The organism is Faecalibacterium sp. OM04-11BH (genome assembly GCF_003482185.1).
In the GTDB taxonomy this organism is placed as follows: Bacteria; Bacillota; Clostridia; order Oscillospirales; family Ruminococcaceae; genus Faecalibacterium; species Faecalibacterium tardum.
In genome coordinates, this window is record NZ_QULS01000015.1 from 37,551 (window position 1) to 57,762 (window position 20,212).

Below are 20,212 nucleotides of genomic sequence, written 5' to 3' on the forward strand. Positions count from 1 at the left end.
GGGGGCACACACGCATGACACTGAATGCGATCATCGCAAATTTTCAGACCTTTAAAATTGTCGATCTGCTGGATATCATCATCATCGCGTTCTTGATCTACCAGCTGCTGGGCATCATCAACCGCACCCGTGCCGGGCAGCTGGCCAAGGGCGCGCTGCTGGTCATGGTCGTGTATCTGGTGGCCAACACCCTGAATATGCGCACCGTTACATGGTTGCTCAACTCGCTGCTGCAAGTTGGTCTGCTCACCCTTGTGGTACTGTTTCAGCCCGAGATCCGCCGCGCACTGGAGCGCATGGGCCAGACCGACCAATGGGCGTCCAAGCTGTTCAACGTAAAGGGGCGCTACAATGACCCCAGCCTGAAGGGTGCGTGGCGCAGTGCCATCATTGCCATCTGTGATGCAGCCGAGCGCTTTTCCGAGACCAAGACCGGCGCCCTCATCGTGCTGGAACGCCACACCAACCTTTCCGAGATCGTGCGCACCGGCACCCCGGTGAACAGCGCGGTCAATCTGGAGGTGCTGGGCACCATCTTTTACGAGGGCACTCCGCTGCATGACGGTGCCGCCATCATCGAAAACGGCCGCATCAAGGCGGCGGGCTGCGTGCTGCCCCTTTCCAACAATCTGGATCTGGGCAAGGATATGGGCACCCGCCACCGCGCCTGCCTTGGCATTGCGGAAAACTCCGACGCCATTGCCATCGTGGTCAGCGAGGAGACCGGCATCATCTCCATGGCCAAAAATGGTGTGCTGATCCGTCATTTTGACCGCCAGAGCCTGTATACCCGGCTCATTGATGAGATGATCCCCAAGGAGTCTACGGTGGAAAAGAACACCGCCGACAGCTGGGTGGAACAGGCGAAAAAGCTGTGGAACTGGATCAGCCAGAAGGGGGAGGACGAGCAGCAATGAGCAACCAGCCGAATAAGCCGAACGGCGCAAAGTCTGCCGTCCACAAAAAAAAGAATTTTCTGGATGACCGCCGCATCCGGCTGGCACTGTCCGTGTTGGGTGCCATCGTTGCGTGGATGGTGGTCACCATCATCGTCCAGCCCGGCACCACCAACACCATTTATAACGTGCCGGTGGATTATACCTATGATTCCGCCGCCTATACCTCCCGGGGCCTGAGCATCGTCAGCGCCGAGGACAAGACCGTGAACCTGAGGCTCTCCGGCGATGGCTACACCATCGGCGGGCTCAGCGCCTCGGATTTTGTGGTCTACCCGGATTGGTCCAGCGTGCGCGACAGCGGCGAAAAGACCCTGCGGCTGCTGGTGCGCGGCGCAAACGGTCTGCTCAATGGCGTGACCGTGACCATGGAAGGCAGCGACAACACGGTGGACGTGGTGTTTGACGTGGTGGAGGAAAAGACCCTGCCCGTTACCGCTACCACCAACTATCTGCGCATTGCAGACGGCTATATCCTTTACAGTACTGAGGTCTCCAAGGAGACTGTTACCCTGTCCGGCCCCAGCAGCGAGCTGAGCAAGGTGGCTACCTGCACTGCCGAGGCATCCTATGACAGCGAGCTGACCGAGTCGGTCACGCTGGACACCCCCCTGCGCTTCTACACCAGCGGCGGCAAGGAGGTCAAGTTCCAGTACACCACATTGGAAGAGAGCAACGTGGACGTGACGCTGCAAGTGTACAAGATGGCGACTCTGCCGGTGAAGGTAAACTTTATCAACGCGCCGCGCGGGTTCGATAACTCGGTGCTGAGTTATGCCCTCAGCTGCAAGCAGCTCAAGGTGGCAGGCCCGGCAGAAAAGATCGATGCCCTGTCCACCTTGTCCATCGGAACCATCGACCTTTCCACCTTCAGCCTGAACAAGGTGTACGAGATGCCCATTGAGCTGCCGACAGATATCTATCTGCTGGACAATATCTCCACGATCACGGTCAGCTTTGACTGCTCTGGGCTGGAGACCAAGACCATGAATCTGCCCTCCAGCTGTGTGCAGGTGGTCAATCTGCCCTCTACCTATCAGCTGACGGTGGAGACCGAGCGGCTGATGAACGTGATCCTTTGCGGTCCCAAGGGCGCTATGGAAACTTTGACCCCCGAGCAGGTGGTCATTGAGATCGACGCCGAGGACTTTGCCGTGGCTACCGGCCAACAGAACATTGCCTGTCGGCTGTATGTGCCTTCCAACGGCAAGATCTTTGCACTGGGCAGCTATGTGCTGCAGTGCCGCATTGAAAGCAACTAAATTTAAAGGAAAACATTACAAATGATTCTGGTTCGCAACATCCGTCTGCCCCTCTCTGCCGCAGAGCCGCAGGCATTTGAAAAGGCACTGCACACCCTGCGGGTGCCCCGCAGCAAGGTAGAGCACACCGGCGTGGCAAAGCTTTCGGTGGATGCCCGCCACGGCCAGCCCAAGCTGGTATATACCGTGGCGGTCACCCTCAAACAGCCCAGGGAAGAGGCCGCGTTTGCGGCCCGCTGTCCGGACGCCGCCCTGCACAGCCGCGCAGACTTTACCCTGCACGCGGGTACGCAGCCGCTTGCGCACCGCCCTGTGGTGTGCGGACTGGGCCCGGCAGGACTGTTTGCAGCCTTACTGCTGGCACGGCAGGGCTACCGCCCCATCGTGCTGGAGCGCGGCCCTGCGCTGGATGCCCGTGTGCAGGCGGTGGAGCACTTTTCCGCCACCGGTCAGCTGGACCCCAACGCCAACATCCAGTTCGGCGAGGGCGGCGCGGGCACTTTTTCGGATGGCAAGCTGACCACCCGCATCGGGGATGAACTGTGTGATTTTGTCACCGAGGTGTTTTTGCAGCACGGTGCCCCGGCAGAGATCGCATGGAAGCAGAAGCCCCATGTGGGCACCGACCTGCTGCGCGGCGTGATCACCTCCATCCGCAAAGAGATCGAGTCTCTGGGCGGCGAGGTGCACTTCAACACCGCCCTTACCGGGCTGGAACGCAAAAACGGTCAGCTTGTGGGCATCACTACTACAAACGGCAGCTTTGCCTGCGAGGCGCTGGTGTTTGCGGTGGGGCACTCGGCACGGGATACCTTCAGCATGCTGATGGACAGCGGCCTTGTGCTGGAATGCAAGCCCTTCAGCGTGGGCTTCCGCGCCGAGCACCTGCAAAGCGAGATCGAAAAAAGCCTGTACCACGAAGCCGCCGGGCATCCGGCGCTGCCCCGGGGCGAATACCAGCTCTCCCAGCACGTTGGCGAGAGGTGCGTGTACACCTTCTGTATGTGCCCCGGCGGTCAGGTAGTGGCTTCGGCCAGCGAGGAAGAGCGTGTTGTGACCAACGGCATGAGCTACCACGCCCGCAGCGGCAAAAACGCCAATGCAGCGGTGGTGGTCAGCGTAGGCGGGGCAGATTTTGCCAACGACCCCCGCCGCGCCATTGCCTTCCAGCGGGAGCTGGAAGCAAAAGCCTACGCCGCCGGCCGTGCCGCCGGAGCCTACGCCGCCCCGGCAGAGAATGTGCAAAGCTTTTTGGAAGGGCGCGGGCAGCTGCATATTGGCAGCGTGCAGCCCACCTACGACCGCGGCGTGACCGCCGCAGACCTCGGCGCACTGCTGCCCGGGGAGCTGGCGGATACCCTGCGGGCAGGGCTGCGCGCCTACGAGCGCAAGATCGCGGGCTACACTGCGCCGGACGCCATCCTGACCGGCCTTGAGACCCGCACCAGCAGCCCGGTACGGCTCAAGCGGGAAGAGGACTTTGTGTGCACCCAGCTGGCAGGGCTTTACCCCTGCGGCGAGGGTGCAGGATATGCGGGCGGCATTATGAGCGCCGCCGTAGATGGCCTGCGGGTGGCCCGCGCCATCATCAGCCGGTATGCACCGGCAGAAGGGTGAGAAAATTTTGATGTACGATCGTGAAAACGATAACCGAAATAACGAAGGCCGGCAGGTACAGCAGGAGCTGGAGGACCAGCTGCGCGCCTTTGGCGACACCATGACCGATGCCTTTGCCCACGGCTTTGAGGGCAGGGGCATGGACATCGGTGACCGGGCGTGGGATGTGGGCAAAGCTGCCGTCCATGCAGCCAACTACGGCATCGGGGAGGCGGCAAAAGCCTTCCGGCAGGGGCGCAGAGGTTATCCCTACGGGGATGCAAAGCAGTCTTTCCGCGAAGGTGCTGCCGACCCCGCCGGTATGCCCGACTGGTTCCGGCAGATCTTTGCAAAGCCAGAGCCTACCCCGGTGGAAAGTATCCGTATTAGCGCCAAAAAACGGTACAGCGCAGGCCGCACCCTGCTGGCTGTGGGCATCACCTTTGCGGTGATCTTCGGGCTGGGGACGCTGGGCTGCCTCATCGGGCTGGGCACTATTTCGCCGGCTGCTTTGGGTGACGTTGTGGTGTCGGCTACTGAGGGCGGCGGCATCCTGATGACGGGCACGGACTACGTTATGAACACCGCCTACAACGTGCTGGGCATCGTCAGCAGCGTGCTGGGCCTTGCCACGGCGGGCTTTGGCTGGATGACGGCCTGTGGTGCAGCCCGGATGAAGGCGGGCAGACAGATGGGCCAGTTTGCCGATTACGCCGACAGCGTGGACTACCATAAGGGCCTGCCTGTTTCGATGCTGGCAGACCTGACCCACCAGACCAAGAAAAAGGCGCTGAAAAAGCTGCGCAGCTACATCCATAAGGGCTGGCTGAACGCATGGCTGGACGATGAGACTGAAACGCTCTACCTGACGGCAGAGGACTACCGCGCCGCCAAGGAGAAAGCCGCCACTGCCGCCGCGCAGCCGCAGCCGGAAAAAGCGGAAACTAGCGATACTCCGCTCAATCTCGATACCGCCCGCCGCTTTGCTGCCGTGCTGGAAAAAGAGCAGCAGCTCATGCAGGACGCGCAGGCACGGGAAGAACTGGCCGCCATGCACAAGACCACTACCGCCATCTGCGACTGGCTGGAGGCACACCCGGAAAGCCAGCCCAAGACCCGCCGTTTTGCGGAATATTATATTCCCACCACCCTCAAGCTGCTGCACACCTATAACGATGTGCAGGGGCAGCAGGGCGAAAATGCCGAGACCATCCGCCGGGATATCGCGGGTATCCTGCATACCTTGAATCAGGCGTATGAGAACCTGTACAATAATCTGCTTTCGGACGTAGCCATGGATATTTCTTCCGAGATCGCCGCTTTGCAGGGAATGCTGGCCAACGACGGCCTGACCGGGAGGGAATTTGAATGACCTACCGCGCTTGGGAACAAAAACCGCTGGACCGCGCCGCTGTGCGGGAACTGACTGCCGCCATTGCCGAGCAGGCAGCGGCACAGCTGGAAGAACAGGCCATGGACGAAGCGCCGTGGTCAGACGAAAAATATAAGGCCGTGCTGGCTGCGCAGCAAAAGGAAAACGCCCTGCTGGCGGGCATCCTTGCTGCCCGGGGCATCACCGACCCCGCCGAAGCGCTGACCTTGCTGGCAGGGGAGGAAGAACTTTCCGACCCCGCCCTGCTGACGGATATGGACGCCGCCTGTCAGCGCATCTGGCAGGCCATCGACAACGGCGAGACCATCGCGGTTTTTGGTGATTACGATGTGGACGGCGTGACCGCCACCGCCCTGCTGTACCAGCATCTCAAGGGCATGGGCGCGACCGTCAAGTGTATGCTGCCCAGCCGCGAGGGGGACGGCTACGGCCTGTCTAAAAACGCCATCCAGTCCATGCACAACAAGGGCTGTACCCTCATCGTGACAGTGGACAACGGCATCTCTGCCGTGGAGGAGGCCGACTTTGCGGCTTCGCTGGGCATGGACCTGATTATTACCGACCACCATCTGCCGCCGGAGACTTTGCCCAAGGCTGTGGCCGTGGTGGACCCCCGCCGGGAGGACGACCACAGCCCCTTCAAGGGTCTGTGTGGCGCAGGCGTAGCGTTCAAGCTTTGCGCTGCGCTGGACGGCTGCCCGCCGGAGGAAATGCTGGATTACTGCGGCGACCTTGCCGCCGTGGGTACGGTGGCAGACGTGATGCCGCTGGTGGGGGAGAACCGCACCCTTGTCAAGGCCGGGCTGCGACAGCTACAACAGACCGACCGCCCCGGCTTTGGGGCACTTTTGGAGGAAGTCGGCCTTGCGGGCAAGCCCATCACCGCCGAGAATATCAGCTACGCCATTGCACCCCGCATCAACGCGGCAGGCCGCATGGATAACGCTGTTACCGCTTTGCAGCTGGTGCTTTGCGAGGACCCGGACAGAGCCGAGGAACTGGCGCACAAGCTGAACGAGATCAACGCCCACCGGCAGGAGACCGAGCAGCAGATCTTCAAAGCCGCTGAGGAATTGTTAGAGCAGCAGCCTGAGCGTCTGGATGACCGCATCATGCTGCTGTGGGGACGGGACTGGCACCCCGGCGTCATTGGCATCGTGGCGTCCCGGCTGGTGGAGCGCACCGGACGCCCGGTCATCGTGGTCACCATTGATGAGCACGGCGAGGGCAAGGGCAGCGGACGCAGCGTGCAGGGCTTTAACCTGCACACCTGCATCGGTTCCTGCGCCGACCTTCTGGTGCGCTACGGTGGCCACGCCATGGCGGCGGGACTTTCTGTCCGGGAAGAAAATCTGCCCGAGCTGCGCCGCCGCCTGAACGACTGGGCTGCCCGGGAGTGCCCGGTACTGCACACACCGCCCCTTACCTGTGACGTGACCATCCATCTGGATCGTATCACAGTGGAGAGCGTGCGCCATCTGGATCAGCTGGCACCCTACGGAGCGGAGAACCCTACCCCGGTGTTCCTGCTGCAAAGTGCCGTGGTGGACGGCGTATACCCGGTATCGGAGGGGCGGCACAGCCGCCTGCGGCTGCGGCAGGGCAATAGCTGCCTGTACGCCGTCTGGTTCGGGATGCCCGCTGAGCAGCTGCCCTACGCACTGGGCGATGTGGTGGACGTGGCGCTGAATCTTTCGGTCTACGAGTCCGCCCGGGGGGCACAGCTCTCCGGCCGCATCATCGACCTGCACCCGGCAGGGCTGGGCGCAGAGCTGGCGCGGCAGGCTGCGCTGGTGCAGGCGCTGCGCCGGGGCACCCCCCTGACCGAAGAACAAAAGAAACAGATCGCCCCTGCCCGCACGGATATCATTGCCGTGTACCGGGAATTGCAGTCCCGCCGCTGGCACGCCGAGGACTTGCAGCCCCTGTGCGCAAAACTGGGCGAGGAACAGACTGGCAAAACGCTGGTGGCAGTTGCCGCCTTGGAACAGGTGGGGCTGATCACCGCAGCGGAAAAAGGCGGGGCAAAATTCTGGGAGCTGGTGCCGACAGCAGGCAAAAAGAACCTTGCCGATGCCCCCATCCTGAAATGTCTGGAGGAACTATAAATGCCTGAGGGAAAGAAAAATACTGCCCCAATCCCGGCTCCGGTACGGGACGAGGACGGCTACTCTGCCAAGACCCATCTGCACCAGCCGGTGCAGGAGACCGCCACCGTAGCCGCTACGGCACTGCTGGCAGACGCACCGGAGGGGGCGCTGCCCTCTGAGGTGCGCCCGGAGATCGTAACGTGGGAAAAGCTGTGCGAGGCCATTCAGGCCAGCGGCAAGGCCTACAATATGGAGATGATCCAAAAAGCCTACGAGCTGGCCAACAACGCCCATAACGGCGTGTGCCGCCGCAGCGGCGAGCCCTATATCTGCCACCCGCTGGCAGTCGCCCGGCTGGTGCTGGATCTGGGCATGGACTCCGAGAGCATCGCCGCCGCCCTGCTGCATGACGTAGTGGAGGATACCCCCACCACGCTGGACGACCTGAAAGCAGCCTTTGGCGAGGAAGTGGCACTGCTGGTGGACGGCGTGACCAAGCTGACCAAGATCCAGTTCTCCAATATTGAGGAATTGCAGGCCGAGAACCTGCGCAAGATGCTGCTGGCTATGAGCCGGGACGTGCGCGTGATGATCATCAAGCTGTGCGACCGGCTGCATAATATGCGCACCGGCGACGCTTGGCCGGAGCAGAAGCGCCGCGATAAGGCCCGCGAGACCATGGAGGTGTACGCCCCCATCGCCAACCGTCTTGGCATCCTGAACGTCAAGGAAGAGCTGGAGGATCGCAGCCTGCATTATCTGGACCCCGTGGGCTATTCCGAGATCAGCCGGATGCTTAGCGAGCGCTCCGGCGAGGAGTTTTTGATCAAGGTTTCCGGCGTCATTGAGCGCCGTCTGGTGGAAAGCGGCATCGAGGGCGCTACCATCAAACGCCGGGTCAAGAGCATTTACGGCATCTACCGCAAGACCATCATGCAGAATAAGTCCTTCGACGAGATCTACGATATCTACGCGGTCCGTGTCATTCTGGATTCTCTGGCCGAGTGTTACAGCACCCTTGGCCTCATCCACGATATGTACCACCCGCTGCCCAACCGCTTTAAGGATTATATCTCCACCCCAAAGCCCAACGGCTACCAGAGCCTGCACACCACCGTCATCGGGCACGAGGGCATCCCCTTTGAGGTGCAGATCCGCACCCGCAAAATGGACGAGCAGGCAGAGTACGGCGTTGCCGCCCACTGGAAGTACAAGGAGGGCCGCGAAGGCCACGATAAGCTGGACGACCGTCTGGCGTGGGTCAGCCAGCTGCTGGAAAACCAGCGCCTGAGCGAGGATTCCGGTAACCTGCTCCACGATCTCAAGAGCGACCTGCTGCCGGAAGAGGTATTCGCCTTTACCCCCAAGGGCGATGTCATCAACCTGCCCACCGGCGCTACCTGCATCGATTTTGCCTACGCCATCCATTCGGCGGTGGGCAACCGCATGGTGGGCTGCAAGGTGAACAACCGCATGGTGCCCATTGACCATGTGGTGTCTACCGGAGAGATCATTGAGGTGCTGCTGGGTCCGGCAGATAAGGGCCCCAGCCGCGACTGGCTCAAGATCGTGCGCACCAGCGAAGCCAAGAGCAAGATCCGCAACTGGTTCAAGAAGATGCGCAGGGAGGAGAATATCCAGCAGGGACGGGACGCCTTGTCCAAGGAGCTGCGCCGGGAGATGATCATCATCCCGGACGACCAGCTGGATGCCTTTATCGACGGCTGCTCCCGCCGGATGCGCCAGAACAGCGCCGAGGAGCTGTACGCCGCCATCGGCTACGGCGGTATGACCATTGCCAACTGCCTGCCCAAACTCAAGGAAGAGTGGCAGAAGCTCAAGGCTGCCGAGGCTGAGGAGAATAAGTCGGTGGAGGATCTGCCCAAGGTTGACCTGAGCCGTGTGCACGCCACCGATGGCGTGGTGGTGGAGGGCTTCGATAACACCCCCATCAAGTTTGCCAAGTGCTGCAGCCCGCTGCCCGGCGACCCCATCGTGGGCTTTATCACCCGAGGCTTCGGCGTTTCCATCCACAAGCAGACCTGTGCCAACGCCGTTGCCAGCATGAAGGACCCCTCCAACGCTCCCCGCTGGGTCAAGGCCTACTGGGCAGACAGCGTCAAGGACAGCTACAAGGCCGGGCTGGAGATCATTGCCCTGAACCGCAACGAGCTGCTGCAGGACGTGCTCAGCGCTCTGGCCGATATCCGGGTGCCCATCTATGCCATGAACGCCCGTCAGGTAGAAAACAACTGCGCCGTGGTCAGCCTGACCATCGGCATCAACAATACCGAGCACCTCAACCGTGTGGTAGCGCGCCTTTCCAAGGTGCGGGACGTGCTCAAGGTGACAAGGAGTTAACGCAATGCGAGCAGTTATTCAGGCCGTATCCTCCGCCAGTGTGCGGGTGGAAGGCGGCGAGCCCCGCGCCATTGGGCCGGGAATCATGATCCTGCTGGGGGTCAGGGACACCGACACGCTGGACATCGTGCCCAAGCTTGCCGATAAATGTGCGGGCCTGCGCATTTTCCCGGATGCTGAGGGCAAGCTGAACCTGAGCGCCCGGGATCTGGGCTATTCCGCGCTGGTGGTCAGCCAGTTCACCCTTTACGGCGACACCAAAAAGGGCTACCGCCCCAGCTTTATCAAGGCCGCAAAGCCGCCCCTCTCGGTGGATGCCTATGAGCTGTTCCTTGCCGAGATGGCTAAGCACGGCCTCAAGGACGTGCAGCACGGCGAGTTCGGCGCGCACATGCAGGTGTCGCTGGTGAACGAAGGCCCCTGCACCATCATCATTGATACCGACGAGTGGAAGAAAAAGGAGTAACGATGCTAGGCTTTCACATTCCTGCGGCACCGCCGCTGTATACCAACACCTTTCTGCTCATTTCCGACGCAGGCCATGCCGTGGTCATCGACCCGGCGGCAGAGATGGACAGCTACGACGAAATTTTAAAGCAGCACAACGCCACCCTTACCACCATTCTGTGCACCCACGGCCACTACGACCATGTGGGCAGTGCGGCTACGCTGAAAGCCGAGTGGAACGCCACCCTCTATTGTGAAAAGGCAGACCTTGCCGGCGACCGGATGTACCCGCTTTCCGCTGCGGACTGCGGCTACACGGAAGGGGAACAGATCGCGGTGGACGAGCTGCGTTTTACCGCGTGGCACACCCCCGGCCACACCCCTGGCAGCGTGGTGCTGCTGTGCGGCGAGCATCTGTTCTGCGGCGATACGCTGTTTGCAGGCAGCATCGGCCGCACCGACCTTGAGGGCGGCAGCAGCGCACAGATGGCAGACAGCCTGCGCAAGCTGGCACAGCTGCCCATCCCCCGCGAAACACAGGTGCTGCCCGGCCACGGCGAATTTTCCACCTTTGGCGCGGAGCTGGACAACAACTACTATATCCGCAGCGCCCTGCGCGGCGGCAACGACATTTTTTAAAGAGAGAACGACATGAAGATCTATATCACTGGGCTGCCCTCCGGGTACGAGGTGGAGCATCTTGCCCGCCTGTTTTACCCCATGGCACCCCTGACCCTGACCCCGCCGGAGCCTGCCGAGGACTGTCTGTGGGCTGAAAAGACCGATACCGGTCTGCGGGTGCTGGTGCGGCAGGGAGAAAAGAGCAAAACGCTGGAAGCTCCGCTGCCGCTGCCGGTGGAGCAGGGCGGCGAAACGCCGGAGTTTGCCCTTGCCAGCCTGACTTATGACCTGCTGCGCCAGTGGACGGGCATTCGCCCGCCTTGGGGCAAGATGACCGGTGTGCGCCCGGTGCGGCTGATCCACGATAAGCGCGCCGCCGGGTGGAGCGCAGAGCAGATCGACCGCTTCTTTTTGCAGCGGTTTGACTGCTCGGAGCAAAAATACGAAATGGCGAAGGAAATTGCCGACCTGCAGGAGCCGATCTTGCAGCTGGGCAGTGCCCCCAAGACGTACAGTTTGTATATCGGCATCCCGTTCTGCCCCTCCCGGTGCAGCTATTGCAGCTTTGTCAGCTGCAATCTGGACCGCGACCGCAAGATGGTGCAGCCCTATGTGGACTGCCTGTGCAGGGAGGTTGCAGAGATCCGGGTGCAGGCCGAGCGTGCAGGGCTGACCTTGTGCAGCATCTACATCGGCGGCGGTACGCCCACCAGCCTTTCCGCTGCCCAGCTGCGGCAGCTCATGGGCACTGTGCGGGAGAATTTTGACCTGACTAAGGTCGTAGAATATACCGTAGAAGCTGGCCGCCCGGACTGCACCGACGCTGAAAAGCTGGCGGTCATCAAGGAATACGGCGCTACCCGCATCTCCATCAATCCCCAGACCTTCTCGGACGAAGTGCTGGCCAACATCGGCCGCAAGCATTCGGCACAGGACATTCTGGATTGTTATGCCGATGCCCGCCGTGCCGGGCACGAGGACATCAACATGGACCTCATTGCCGGTCTGCCCGGGGATACGGTGGAGGGCTTTGAGCACAGCCTGCGGCAGGCGATTGCCCTGCAGCCGGAGAATATCACCGTCCACACCCTTACCCTCAAGCGGGCGTCCCGCATCGTCATTGAGGATCAGAAGGAGAACGACTACGCGGACGTAGCCGCCATGCTGGAAAAATGCCATTTGCTGGCCGAAGCGGGTTACCGCCCCTATTACCTCTACCGGCAGAAGAATACGCTGCAAAATCTGGAAAACGTGGGCTGGTGCAAGCCAGGTCACGAGGGTTACTATAATATCTATATCATGGAGGAAGTCCAGACTATCCTTTCGGCGGGTGCAGGCGGCAGCACCAAACTGGTAGCCGATGGGGGCAAACGGATGCAGCGCATCTTCAATTTTAAGTATCCGAACGAGTATATCCAGCGCTTTGCGGAGGTACTGGATCGGAAAAAAGGAGTGGCTGAGTTTTATGATCACGATCTGGGTACCGAAACGACTGGTTGAAATAGATCTTTATAACGTAGCAGCCCGCAGCCCGCAGGCGCTGGCACAGCTGAGCGAGAACAGCTACGCCCGGCGGGTGCAGTATGCCGCCCAGAAGGTACACGGCTCCGGGGCAAAGATCGTTATGCTGACCGGCCCCTCGGCCAGTGGCAAGACCACCAGCGCCCACTGTCTGGCAAAGGCCTTGGTACAGCAGGGCACCCCGGCACAGGTGGTCAGTCTGGACAACTTTTTTAAAGGCGCTGCCTACTACCCCAAAATGCCGGACGGCACACTGGACTACGAAAACCTTGAAACGCTGGATCTGCCCCTCATCAAGCAGTGTCTGCACCAGCTCAGCGAGACCGGCAAGACCGAGCTGCCCATCTATGATTTTGCCACCGAGCAGCGCTCTGCCGAGGTGGAGCCCATCGATCTGCAGGGCGGTGTGTGCATCGTGGAGGGTATCCATGCTTTGAACCCGGAGCTGACCGGCCTTGTGCCGGACGACCAGATCTACCGCATCTACGCCGGTCTGCGGGAGGAATACTGCATCGATGGACGCCGGGTCATCAATACGCAGGATATCCGCCTGTGCCGCCGCACCCTGCGGGACGCCGCAGCCCGCGGCCGCAGCCCCGCCAAGACCCTTTCCATGTGGGACAGGGTGCTGGACGGTGAAACACGCTATATCAAGGGCTTCAAGACCACCGCAGACTTTCTGCTGGACACCTCTTTTACCTACGAGCTGGGACTGATCTCCCGGCTGCTGGGCGAGGTGCGCCGTCAGTTCACGCTGGAGGGCCATAACGCCGAGCTGTGGGACGAGACCGCCCGCCGCTTTGAGCAGGTGGACCCGCTGCCGCTGGAGCTGCTGCCCGCTGACAGCATGCTGTGCGAGTTCTACGGCAGCCGCACCTAACCGGTGAAAAATGCGTAAAATTTGTTTCCAAACCGGCACCAAACTGTAAAAATTGCGGTGCATTCGTTGCAATTGACATAACGCTGCGCTATAATGGGAATACGACCCCGGTATGGCGCACTGTGCGCCGCAGTCTGCAGAGAATACTGCCAGAATAAGAGAGGTGTCTTTTATGGACTTTAACAAGATCAAAGCGATGGGTTTGGAATATGCCGAAAAGGGCAAGAACGCTGCCATGGATCTGGCCGAAAAGGGCAAGACGCAGGCGCTGCTGGTCAACGAGCAGGGCAAGCTGCTCAAGGCACAGCGTCAGCTGGGTGCACTGGTATACAGCCTTGCCAAGGGCAAGGAGGAGAACCAGCCGCTGGTGGATAAATATATCGAGATGATCGATACCATTGAGCAGGAGATCACCCGCCTGAAGGCTACCTTGACCCCGGTCGAAGCCGCCGAGGTGGACTACGAAGCCCCCATGGAGGAGGCAGAAGAAGCTGCCCCGGAACAGCCCGCTCAGCCTGCCCGCAAGACCTGCCCGCAGTGCGGCGCGCCCGTCTCGGACGATGCACTGTTCTGCAATAAGTGCGGCGCACAGCTGTAAGCCCGTAACCGGAAAAGTTTGCAACAGGGCGGTATCCCCCACAGGACGCCGTCCTGTTTTTGTGAAAAGCGCAGAAAACCATGAACAAAGCGGGAAAATTGCGGCTTTTTGCTTGAAAAACCGCAGCGACTGCGGTAGAATCTACAATATCTTTTCAAAAAGGAGATGGAACGTGTGCTGGACTGGAACCCACAGCCGCCCTATACAGCGGAGCAGCTGCTGCAGGTGATCCGCATCCTGCGGGATCCGGAAAACGGCTGTCCGTGGGATAAGGTGCAGACCCATGCGTCCATCCGCAAAAATTTTCTGGAAGAGACCTGCGAGGCGCTGGAAGCCATTGATGCAGACGATGCCGTGCTGCTCCGGGAAGAGCTGGGGGACGTGCTGATGCAGGTGGTGTTCCACGCCGCCATGGAGGAAGAGCGGGGACGCTTTACCTTTGAGGATGTGTGCCGCAATGTCTGCGAAAAGCTGGTGTTCCGGCACCCCAATATCTTTGCATCCTCCGCAGCGGAAAACGCCGGTATAAATGGCTGGGATGCGCTCAAAAATAAGGAAAAGGGTCGCACCACTCTGGCCGACGAACTGGCCACCGTGCCCGCTACGCTGCCCGCACTCATGCGGGCGCAAAAGCTGCAAAAGCGTGCCGCCGGGCATGGCCTTGGGCAACAGGACGCAGCCGCAGCGCAGCATCAGCTGGAAGCCGCCGTGCAGAATTTTGGCAAGGTAGAGGACGCCGCAAAGCAGGAAGCCGCAGGCCAGCTGCTGTTTGCAGCGGTGAACGCCGCCCGGCTTGCGGGGGTGGATGCAGAGGAAGCGCTGACTTTTGCGTCCAAGCGCTTTGCACAGCAGTGTCTGGAACAGGAACAAAGCGGTATTCAGGTCGAATGACCTGCTCCGATAGAACGAGAGAATTTAAGACAAAAAAACAGATGGAGGCAAATAATATGACCAAGACCGACTTGATCGCACAGGTTGCGGCAAACACCGAAATGAGCAAGAAGAGCGCTGAGCAGGCTGTCAACGCCGTTTTTGAAGCACTGGGCAAGGCTATGACCGAGGGCGAAAAGATCAGCATCTCCGGCTTCGGCACCTTTGAGGTGCGCGAGCGCGCCGAGCGTCAGGGCATCAATCCCCGTACTCGCGAGCCCATCACCATCGCTGCTTCCCGCAGCATCGTGTTCAAGCCCGGCAAGTCCCTGAAGGACACCCTGTAATCGGTTCTGTCACGCCGCCGCTGCCTGCACAAGGTTCGGCGGCTTTTTTGCTGAAAGGAAAGGAACAATCCAAATGCGTCTGGATAAATATCTCAAGGTCTCCCGCCTCATCAAGCGCCGCACCGTGGCAAACGAGGTGGCGGATGCAGGCCGCATCCTCATTAACGGCAAGGTGGCAAAGGCCAGTCAGGCCGTCAACGCCGGGGACATCATCGAGGTCACCTTCGGCAACCGTCCCATCAAGGTGCGGGTGCTCTCGGATGAAGAGCCCCGCACCAAGGACGTTGCCCGCGAGATGTACGAGGTGATCGCGGAATAACCGCCCGCCCTGCCCGCATACAATGCTGGCAGAGGGGGACTGCCTATGGAAAAAGCTGCCGCAAAGCCGCCGCTGCCCCATGACCTGATCCTGGAGAGCCGCAGCAGGCTGACTGTTACCGGGGTGCAGCGGGTGCTGCATTGCAGCGCCGAAAGCGCCGCGCTGGAGACCGGCAAGGGCATTCTGCACCTGTCCGGTGCGCAGATCAGTATGCAGACGCTGGACTTGGAAGCCGGGGAGGCAAAGCTGACCGGGCGGTTCGATGAGCTGGAGTACACCGCCGCCCGCGCAGCCGGGGGCTTCTGGCACCGGCTGCTGCGCTGATGGTACAGGTTCTGCTGCCCGCCCGGCTCTTGCAGGAAGCAGCCGCCTGTGCTGCGCTGGGCGCAGCCCTTGGTGCGGTGCGGGCATTTTTGCCGGTGCGGGGCAGGGCGGCTTTTGTGCCGGATGTGCTGCTTTCCGGCGCGGTGCTGCTGGTGTGTCAGAGCTACGCCGCCGGGTACAGCAATGCGGGCGTGCTGCGATGGTACATGGTGGCGGCAGCCTTTGCCGCCGCCCTTTGTGCTGCCGGGGTGCTGGGCATCCCGCTGCGGGTGCTGGGGCGGGGGATCGGGGCTGTTTTGTGCCTGCCCGGCCGTATTTTGCACCGTTTTGCGTTGCAGCCTGTGCGCCGCCGCCGTGCTGCGGCTAAAACTGCCCGCAAATTACGCCGGAACGCAGAAAGAACCGCAAAAAAATCCAAAAAGAACTTGCCAAACCAGCGGGCATTGTTGTATAATTCAAACGTATCAAAGTAAGAGAACAGACGCAAAAGGTCTGCTGTTCAGACAGGAGCGTAAGGCAATGACGAATACGGGACGCAAAAAGCGCAGAAAGAATGCAGTGGTCACCATGGCGTTCCGCCTGTTTTTCGTGCTGCTTTTGCTGAGTATGCTGGCGGCTTATATCTCCAATCAGGTCACCATCAGCTCCAAGCGGGCAGAACTGGAAACACTGAACGAACAGGTGGCGCAGCAACAGACGGAAAATCAGGAACTGCAGCGCGTACTGAGCGGCGATGCCGACCAGATCACCGAATGGGTCGCACGCGACTCTTACAACTACGCCGCACCCAACGAGCGCATCTTTGTGGATGTGACCGGTAACTGACCACGCGGCAGGTCAAGAGTTTTGGAAAACAAGGAGTATTGAGTTTTGGCAATTGAGGTAGGGAACGTATTTGAAGGCCGCGTGACCGGTGTAAAGCCCTTTGGCGCATTTGTTGCGCTGCCGGAGGGACGTGTCGGCATGGTCCACATTTCCGAGGTATCCAACGAGTTCGTGCAGGATATTAACACCGTGCTGCACGATGGCGATGCAGTAAAGGTGCAGGTCATCAACATTGCACCGGACGGCAAGATCGCACTGTCCATCAAGCGGCTGCTGCCCCCGGCTCCGCGTCAGCCCCGGGAGGGCCGCCCCGCAGGCCCCCGTCCGGGCGGCTTCCGCAATGGGCAGGAGGGTGGACGCTCCGGCGGTGCGCGCGGCGCAGGCCGTGCCCCCCGTGAAGGCGGCCGTGGCCCTGCCCGGGAGGCTGCTCCCCGCGTGTGGCAGCCCAAGGCACCCGCCCGCTCCGACAACCTGAGCTTTGAGGACATGATGAGCCGCTTCAAGAGCCAGAGCGAGGAGAAAATGGCAGATCTCGATCACGAGACCAACAACCGCCGGGGCGGCGGTTATGCCCCCCGCAGCCGCCGTGGCCGCTGAGCCATTGCATCAGCTGGGATCACAAGGAACACAGGCAGGCCTGTCCCCGGTCGGACAGGTCTGTTTTTTCGGTACAGAACAGAAAGGAACTACCATGCCCGCAAAATTTGAACTGATCGCGCCCTGCTTTTTCGGGTGCGAATCCACCGCTAAATTTGAGCTGACCCGCATTGGCGCAGAGAACATCCGGGTGGAGGATGGCCGTCTGAGCTTCTGCGGCGGGGCAGAGATGATCGCCGCCGCAAACCTCAACCTGCGCACCGTGGAGCGCGTGATGCTGCTGCTGGCACGCTACAAGGCCACCACCTTTGACGAGCTGTTCGACGGCGTGTATTCCATCCCGTGGGAGGAGTTTCTGCCCGCGGACGCTGCTTTCCCGGTCACCGGCTCTTCCCTGAACAGCCAGCTGACCAGCATCCCCGCCTGCCAGAGCGTCATCAAAAAGGCGGTGGTCAAGCGCCTGATGAAGGGTCACCGCACCACTGTGCTGCCCGAGAGCGGCGTGGAGTACAAGGTGCGCTTTATGCTGCGCAAAAATGTGTGCGAGATCATGCTGGACACCACCGGCGAGGGTCTGCACAAGCGCGGCTACCGCCGCAACGCCATGGAAGCCCCCCTGCGTGAGACGCTGGCGGCTACCATCGCCGACCTTGGCCGCGTGCGCCGCGACAGCCTGGTGGAGGATCCTTTCTGTGGCAGCGGCACATTGCTGATCGAAGCCGCACAGAAGGCCATGAACATCGCCCCGGGTCTGAAGCGCCGCTTTGCCGCCGAGCGTTACAGCTTTGTGCCCGCTGCCCTGTGGGCAGAGCAGCGCCAGAAGGCGCTGGCAGAGTCCAAACTGGACGTGGGCTTTGAAGCTTTCGGCTACGATATCGACCCCGCCGCCGTGGCACAGGCCAACGTCAACGCCAAGCTGGCGGGCGTGGAGAACCGTTGCCACTTTGAGGTGGCCGATGTTGCCACCTTTGCCGCAAAGCCGGAAGCCATCGTGCTGACGAACCCCCCGTATGGCGAGCGTCTGGGCACCATTGAGGGCGCTGCCAAGCTGGCGCGCACGCTGGGACAGCAGATGGAAGCAAACCCCTGCGCCGGTCTGTACGCTATTACCGCCGATATGGACTTTGAACTGCATTACGGCAAGCGCGCCAACAAGCGCCGCAAAATGTACAACGGCATGATCCCCTGCCAGCTGTATATGTACTATAACGCCCCCAAGACCGAAAAGATGGCAAAGCCCATGCCTAAATCCGGCTTTGACGGCAAGCGCACCCATTTTGAAAAGAAGTAAGGTCATTTGACTGCCCGCCCGGCAGACATTGCACTGAAAAAGTGTGTCTTTTCCGGGAAAATCCGGCACAAACACCCGCAGATCATCTTTTGCTGAAAAGAGACGGTCTGCGGGTATTTTTAATAGAAAAATAGATTTCACAAAATTCGGCATAATGACAAATTACAGCAGTTTTTGCATCCGGTAGTTGCGTTGCCGAACAAAAAGGATTATACTAACCTTATTGACCGCAGGATACAAAAACTGTACAGAAAGGATGGCTGGCTCTTATGAAGGGACGGATGCGGCCCTATCTGCCGGAACTGACGATCCGGGACTACAACACCTATATGCGTTACCTCCGCGGGGTGCGGCGGCAGATGTACAAGTCTTACGGCTTCTATGCCTGCCATCTGCTGCGCACCAACGGGGTGCTGTTTGCCATCCTGTCCGACAGTCTGGCGGGGCGTATGCCCACCTGCAAACGGCAGCGGGTGCCCGGTACGCCGTTCCAGCGCAGCATGATGTGCCAGACGCTGGGCATCCGGCAGGCGGCGCAGACGGAGATCTTGATGGGCTGGCATAATTTGCAGGACCGCAAGTACAGCGAGCTGCGCCCGGTCAAGCGCTTGCGCCGCGCAGCGGACAAGTTGCTGCTGCGCCGCGCCTACGAGAAAGCCCGGCAGGAGAACCCGGCACTGGAGCGGCTGTTTGCGCAGGAGCGGGAGCAGGCGGTGGTGCAGATGAACCTGAGCGCCAAAAACTACGCCCTTGCGGCTGAGCCCATGAGCAACATTTACGGCGCGCTGTACTCCACGCTGGCTACGGACGATCCCAACCAGCGCAAGAGTATGCGGTATATCGGCAGCTGCATCGGCCGCATCTTCTATCTGCTGGATAAGGCCGAGCGCTTTGAGACCGACCGCCGCAACGGTCAGTACAACGTGTTCGTGGTCAACGAGCTCAACGGGCAGGCTGCCGCTATAGAGAACGCCCGGCGGCAGGCGCTGGCAGCGGTCAACGACCTGATGCGGGCGTACAAGATGCTGGATCTCAAACTGAATGACACCCTGCTGAACAATATCATGATTTTGGGCCTGCAGCACGCGGTCTACCCGCTGGAACAGGATGCAGACACTGAAAAATGGGAGATCCCATGAAGAAACGAAAAAGCAAAAGCTGGGCCATGGCCTACTGCGGCATGGCAGCGGCACTGTGCGTGGCACTGATGCTGCTGGGCACCATCATCCCCATTGCCATGTTCATCGCGCCTGCGGTGGCCAGCTTTCTCATCGCAACGGTATGCATGGAGTGCGGCATCACCATGGCATGGACGGCGTACGCAGCCGTCAGCCTGCTGGGGCTGCTCTTTGTGCCGGATAAGGAAATCGCTCTGATCTTCACCGTGCTGCTGGGCTATTACCCACTGATCAAGCCCAAATTTGACCGCATCCGTCCCCGGGCGTTGCAGCTGGTGTGCAAGCTGCTGCTGTGCAACGCGGCGGTGCTGGCGATGTACGGCCTGCTGCTGGTGATAGTACCGGCGGGCAGCGTTTCGCAGGAGCTGCGCACCACTGCGCTGGCAATGACCCTGCTCACGCTGGCTATGGGTAACGTGGCCTTTGCTCTGTACGACCGTGCACTGTGCAATATGCTGCTGCTGTATAAGCTGAAGTGGCAGCCCAAGCTGCATAAAATGCTGGGAATGCACTGAGCGCCAAAAACATTGAAAGAAGGAATGTGTACCACAAGCTGACGCAAAGCGCCGGGCCACACGGGTGACAGCCGTGAGGGTGACGAGGAGAGGAATCATCGAAAGATTCGGCGGGTGTTTCTCCGGCTGAGGGCTATACCAGCCGCAGAACAGGGCAAAAACCGGCAGCAATACCGGAACAGAACCCTGCAAAGAAAGCCATACAAGAACATAGACTTTGA

At 60.5% G+C, this 20,212-nt stretch carries 21 protein-coding genes; all 21 read left to right on the top strand.

Translation table 11 applies throughout. The annotated features are described in order from the left end of the window. Positions 1-14 precede the first annotated feature (14 nt). Positions 15-917, top strand: coding sequence for a diadenylate cyclase CdaA (cdaA, locus tag DXB44_RS11970; RefSeq protein WP_005926885.1), 903 nt, complete (start codon positions 15-17; stop codon positions 915-917). Next, positions 914-2,218 (top strand): CdaR family protein, encoded by a 1,305-nt coding sequence (locus DXB44_RS11975; protein WP_118658859.1) that lies wholly within the window; start codon positions 914-916, stop codon positions 2,216-2,218. Before cdaA ends, DXB44_RS11975 begins: the two co-directional genes overlap by 4 nt. Positions 2,219-2,239: 21 nt before the next feature. After that, on the top strand, positions 2,240-3,835 hold the full coding sequence (locus DXB44_RS11980) for an FAD-dependent oxidoreductase (RefSeq protein WP_118658860.1): 1,596 nt from the start codon (positions 2,240-2,242) through the stop codon (positions 3,833-3,835). 10 nt (positions 3,836-3,845) lie between these two features. Further along, complete coding sequence (locus DXB44_RS11985; RefSeq protein ID WP_243111140.1) at positions 3,846-5,186, top strand: 5-bromo-4-chloroindolyl phosphate hydrolysis family protein; 1,341 nt, start codon at positions 3,846-3,848, stop codon at positions 5,184-5,186. After that, a complete protein-coding gene (gene recJ, locus DXB44_RS11990; protein ID WP_118658862.1) occupies positions 5,183-7,315 on the top strand; it encodes a single-stranded-DNA-specific exonuclease RecJ in 2,133 nt (710 codons plus the stop codon). Before DXB44_RS11985 ends, recJ begins: the two co-directional genes overlap by 4 nt. Beyond that, complete coding sequence (locus DXB44_RS11995) at positions 7,316-9,658, top strand: bifunctional (p)ppGpp synthetase/guanosine-3',5'-bis(diphosphate) 3'-pyrophosphohydrolase (protein ID WP_118658863.1); 2,343 nt, start codon at positions 7,316-7,318, stop codon at positions 9,656-9,658. It begins immediately after the preceding gene. 4 nt (positions 9,659-9,662) lie between these two features. Continuing rightward, on the top strand, positions 9,663-10,124 hold the full coding sequence (dtd, locus tag DXB44_RS12000; RefSeq protein WP_055184830.1) for a D-aminoacyl-tRNA deacylase: 462 nt from the start codon (positions 9,663-9,665) through the stop codon (positions 10,122-10,124). Positions 10,125-10,126: 2 nt separating this feature from the next. Continuing rightward, positions 10,127-10,744 carry an MBL fold metallo-hydrolase gene (locus DXB44_RS12005; RefSeq protein WP_118658864.1) on the top strand — a complete coding sequence of 206 codons (618 nt, stop codon included), beginning with the start codon at positions 10,127-10,129 and terminating at the stop codon, positions 10,742-10,744. Between the two features lie 12 nt (positions 10,745-10,756). Continuing rightward, positions 10,757-12,226, top strand: coding sequence for a coproporphyrinogen dehydrogenase HemZ (gene hemZ / locus DXB44_RS12010; protein WP_118658865.1), 1,470 nt, complete (start codon positions 10,757-10,759; stop codon positions 12,224-12,226). Further along, positions 12,192-13,127, top strand: a complete 936-nt coding sequence (locus DXB44_RS12015) for a nucleoside kinase (protein WP_118658866.1) — start codon at positions 12,192-12,194, stop codon at positions 13,125-13,127. Before hemZ ends, DXB44_RS12015 begins: the two co-directional genes overlap by 35 nt. 172 nt (positions 13,128-13,299) lie before the next feature. Beyond that, entirely contained in the window at positions 13,300-13,725 is a 426-nt protein-coding gene (locus tag DXB44_RS12020) for a zinc ribbon domain-containing protein (RefSeq protein ID WP_055184821.1), read from the top strand. A 165-nt stretch (positions 13,726-13,890) separates the two neighbouring features. Beyond that, positions 13,891-14,616, top strand: coding sequence for a nucleoside triphosphate pyrophosphohydrolase (gene mazG, locus DXB44_RS12025; protein WP_118658867.1), 726 nt, complete (start codon positions 13,891-13,893; stop codon positions 14,614-14,616). A gap of 56 nt (positions 14,617-14,672) precedes the next feature. After that, positions 14,673-14,942, top strand: coding sequence for an HU family DNA-binding protein (locus DXB44_RS12030; RefSeq protein ID WP_055184818.1), 270 nt, complete (start codon positions 14,673-14,675; stop codon positions 14,940-14,942). Between the two features lie 73 nt (positions 14,943-15,015). Then, positions 15,016-15,261, top strand: a complete 246-nt coding sequence (locus DXB44_RS12035) for an RNA-binding S4 domain-containing protein (protein ID WP_112091714.1) — start codon at positions 15,016-15,018, stop codon at positions 15,259-15,261. 45 nt (positions 15,262-15,306) lie between these two features. Next, a complete protein-coding gene (locus DXB44_RS12040) occupies positions 15,307-15,585 on the top strand; it encodes a YabP/YqfC family sporulation protein (RefSeq protein ID WP_118658868.1) in 279 nt (92 codons plus the stop codon). After that, complete coding sequence (locus tag DXB44_RS12045; RefSeq protein WP_118658869.1) at positions 15,585-16,058, top strand: hypothetical protein; 474 nt, start codon at positions 15,585-15,587, stop codon at positions 16,056-16,058. Before DXB44_RS12040 ends, DXB44_RS12045 begins: the two co-directional genes overlap by 1 nt. A 46-nt stretch (positions 16,059-16,104) precedes the next feature. After that, positions 16,105-16,410 (top strand): septum formation initiator family protein, encoded by a 306-nt coding sequence (locus DXB44_RS12050; protein WP_005926847.1) that lies wholly within the window; start codon positions 16,105-16,107, stop codon positions 16,408-16,410. 45 nt (positions 16,411-16,455) lie between these two features. After that, on the top strand, positions 16,456-17,007 hold the full coding sequence (locus DXB44_RS12055) for a S1 RNA-binding domain-containing protein (RefSeq protein WP_118658870.1): 552 nt from the start codon (positions 16,456-16,458) through the stop codon (positions 17,005-17,007). A 94-nt stretch (positions 17,008-17,101) separates the two neighbouring features. Continuing rightward, a complete protein-coding gene (locus DXB44_RS12060; RefSeq protein ID WP_118658871.1) occupies positions 17,102-18,298 on the top strand; it encodes a class I SAM-dependent RNA methyltransferase in 1,197 nt (398 codons plus the stop codon). Positions 18,299-18,567: 269 nt separating this feature from the next. Next, on the top strand, positions 18,568-19,437 hold the full coding sequence (locus DXB44_RS12065; protein ID WP_118658872.1) for a DUF5685 family protein: 870 nt from the start codon (positions 18,568-18,570) through the stop codon (positions 19,435-19,437). Next, entirely contained in the window at positions 19,434-19,991 is a 558-nt protein-coding gene (locus DXB44_RS12070) for a hypothetical protein (protein ID WP_118658873.1), read from the top strand. Before DXB44_RS12065 ends, DXB44_RS12070 begins: the two co-directional genes overlap by 4 nt. The last annotated feature ends 221 nt before the right edge of the window (positions 19,992-20,212 follow it).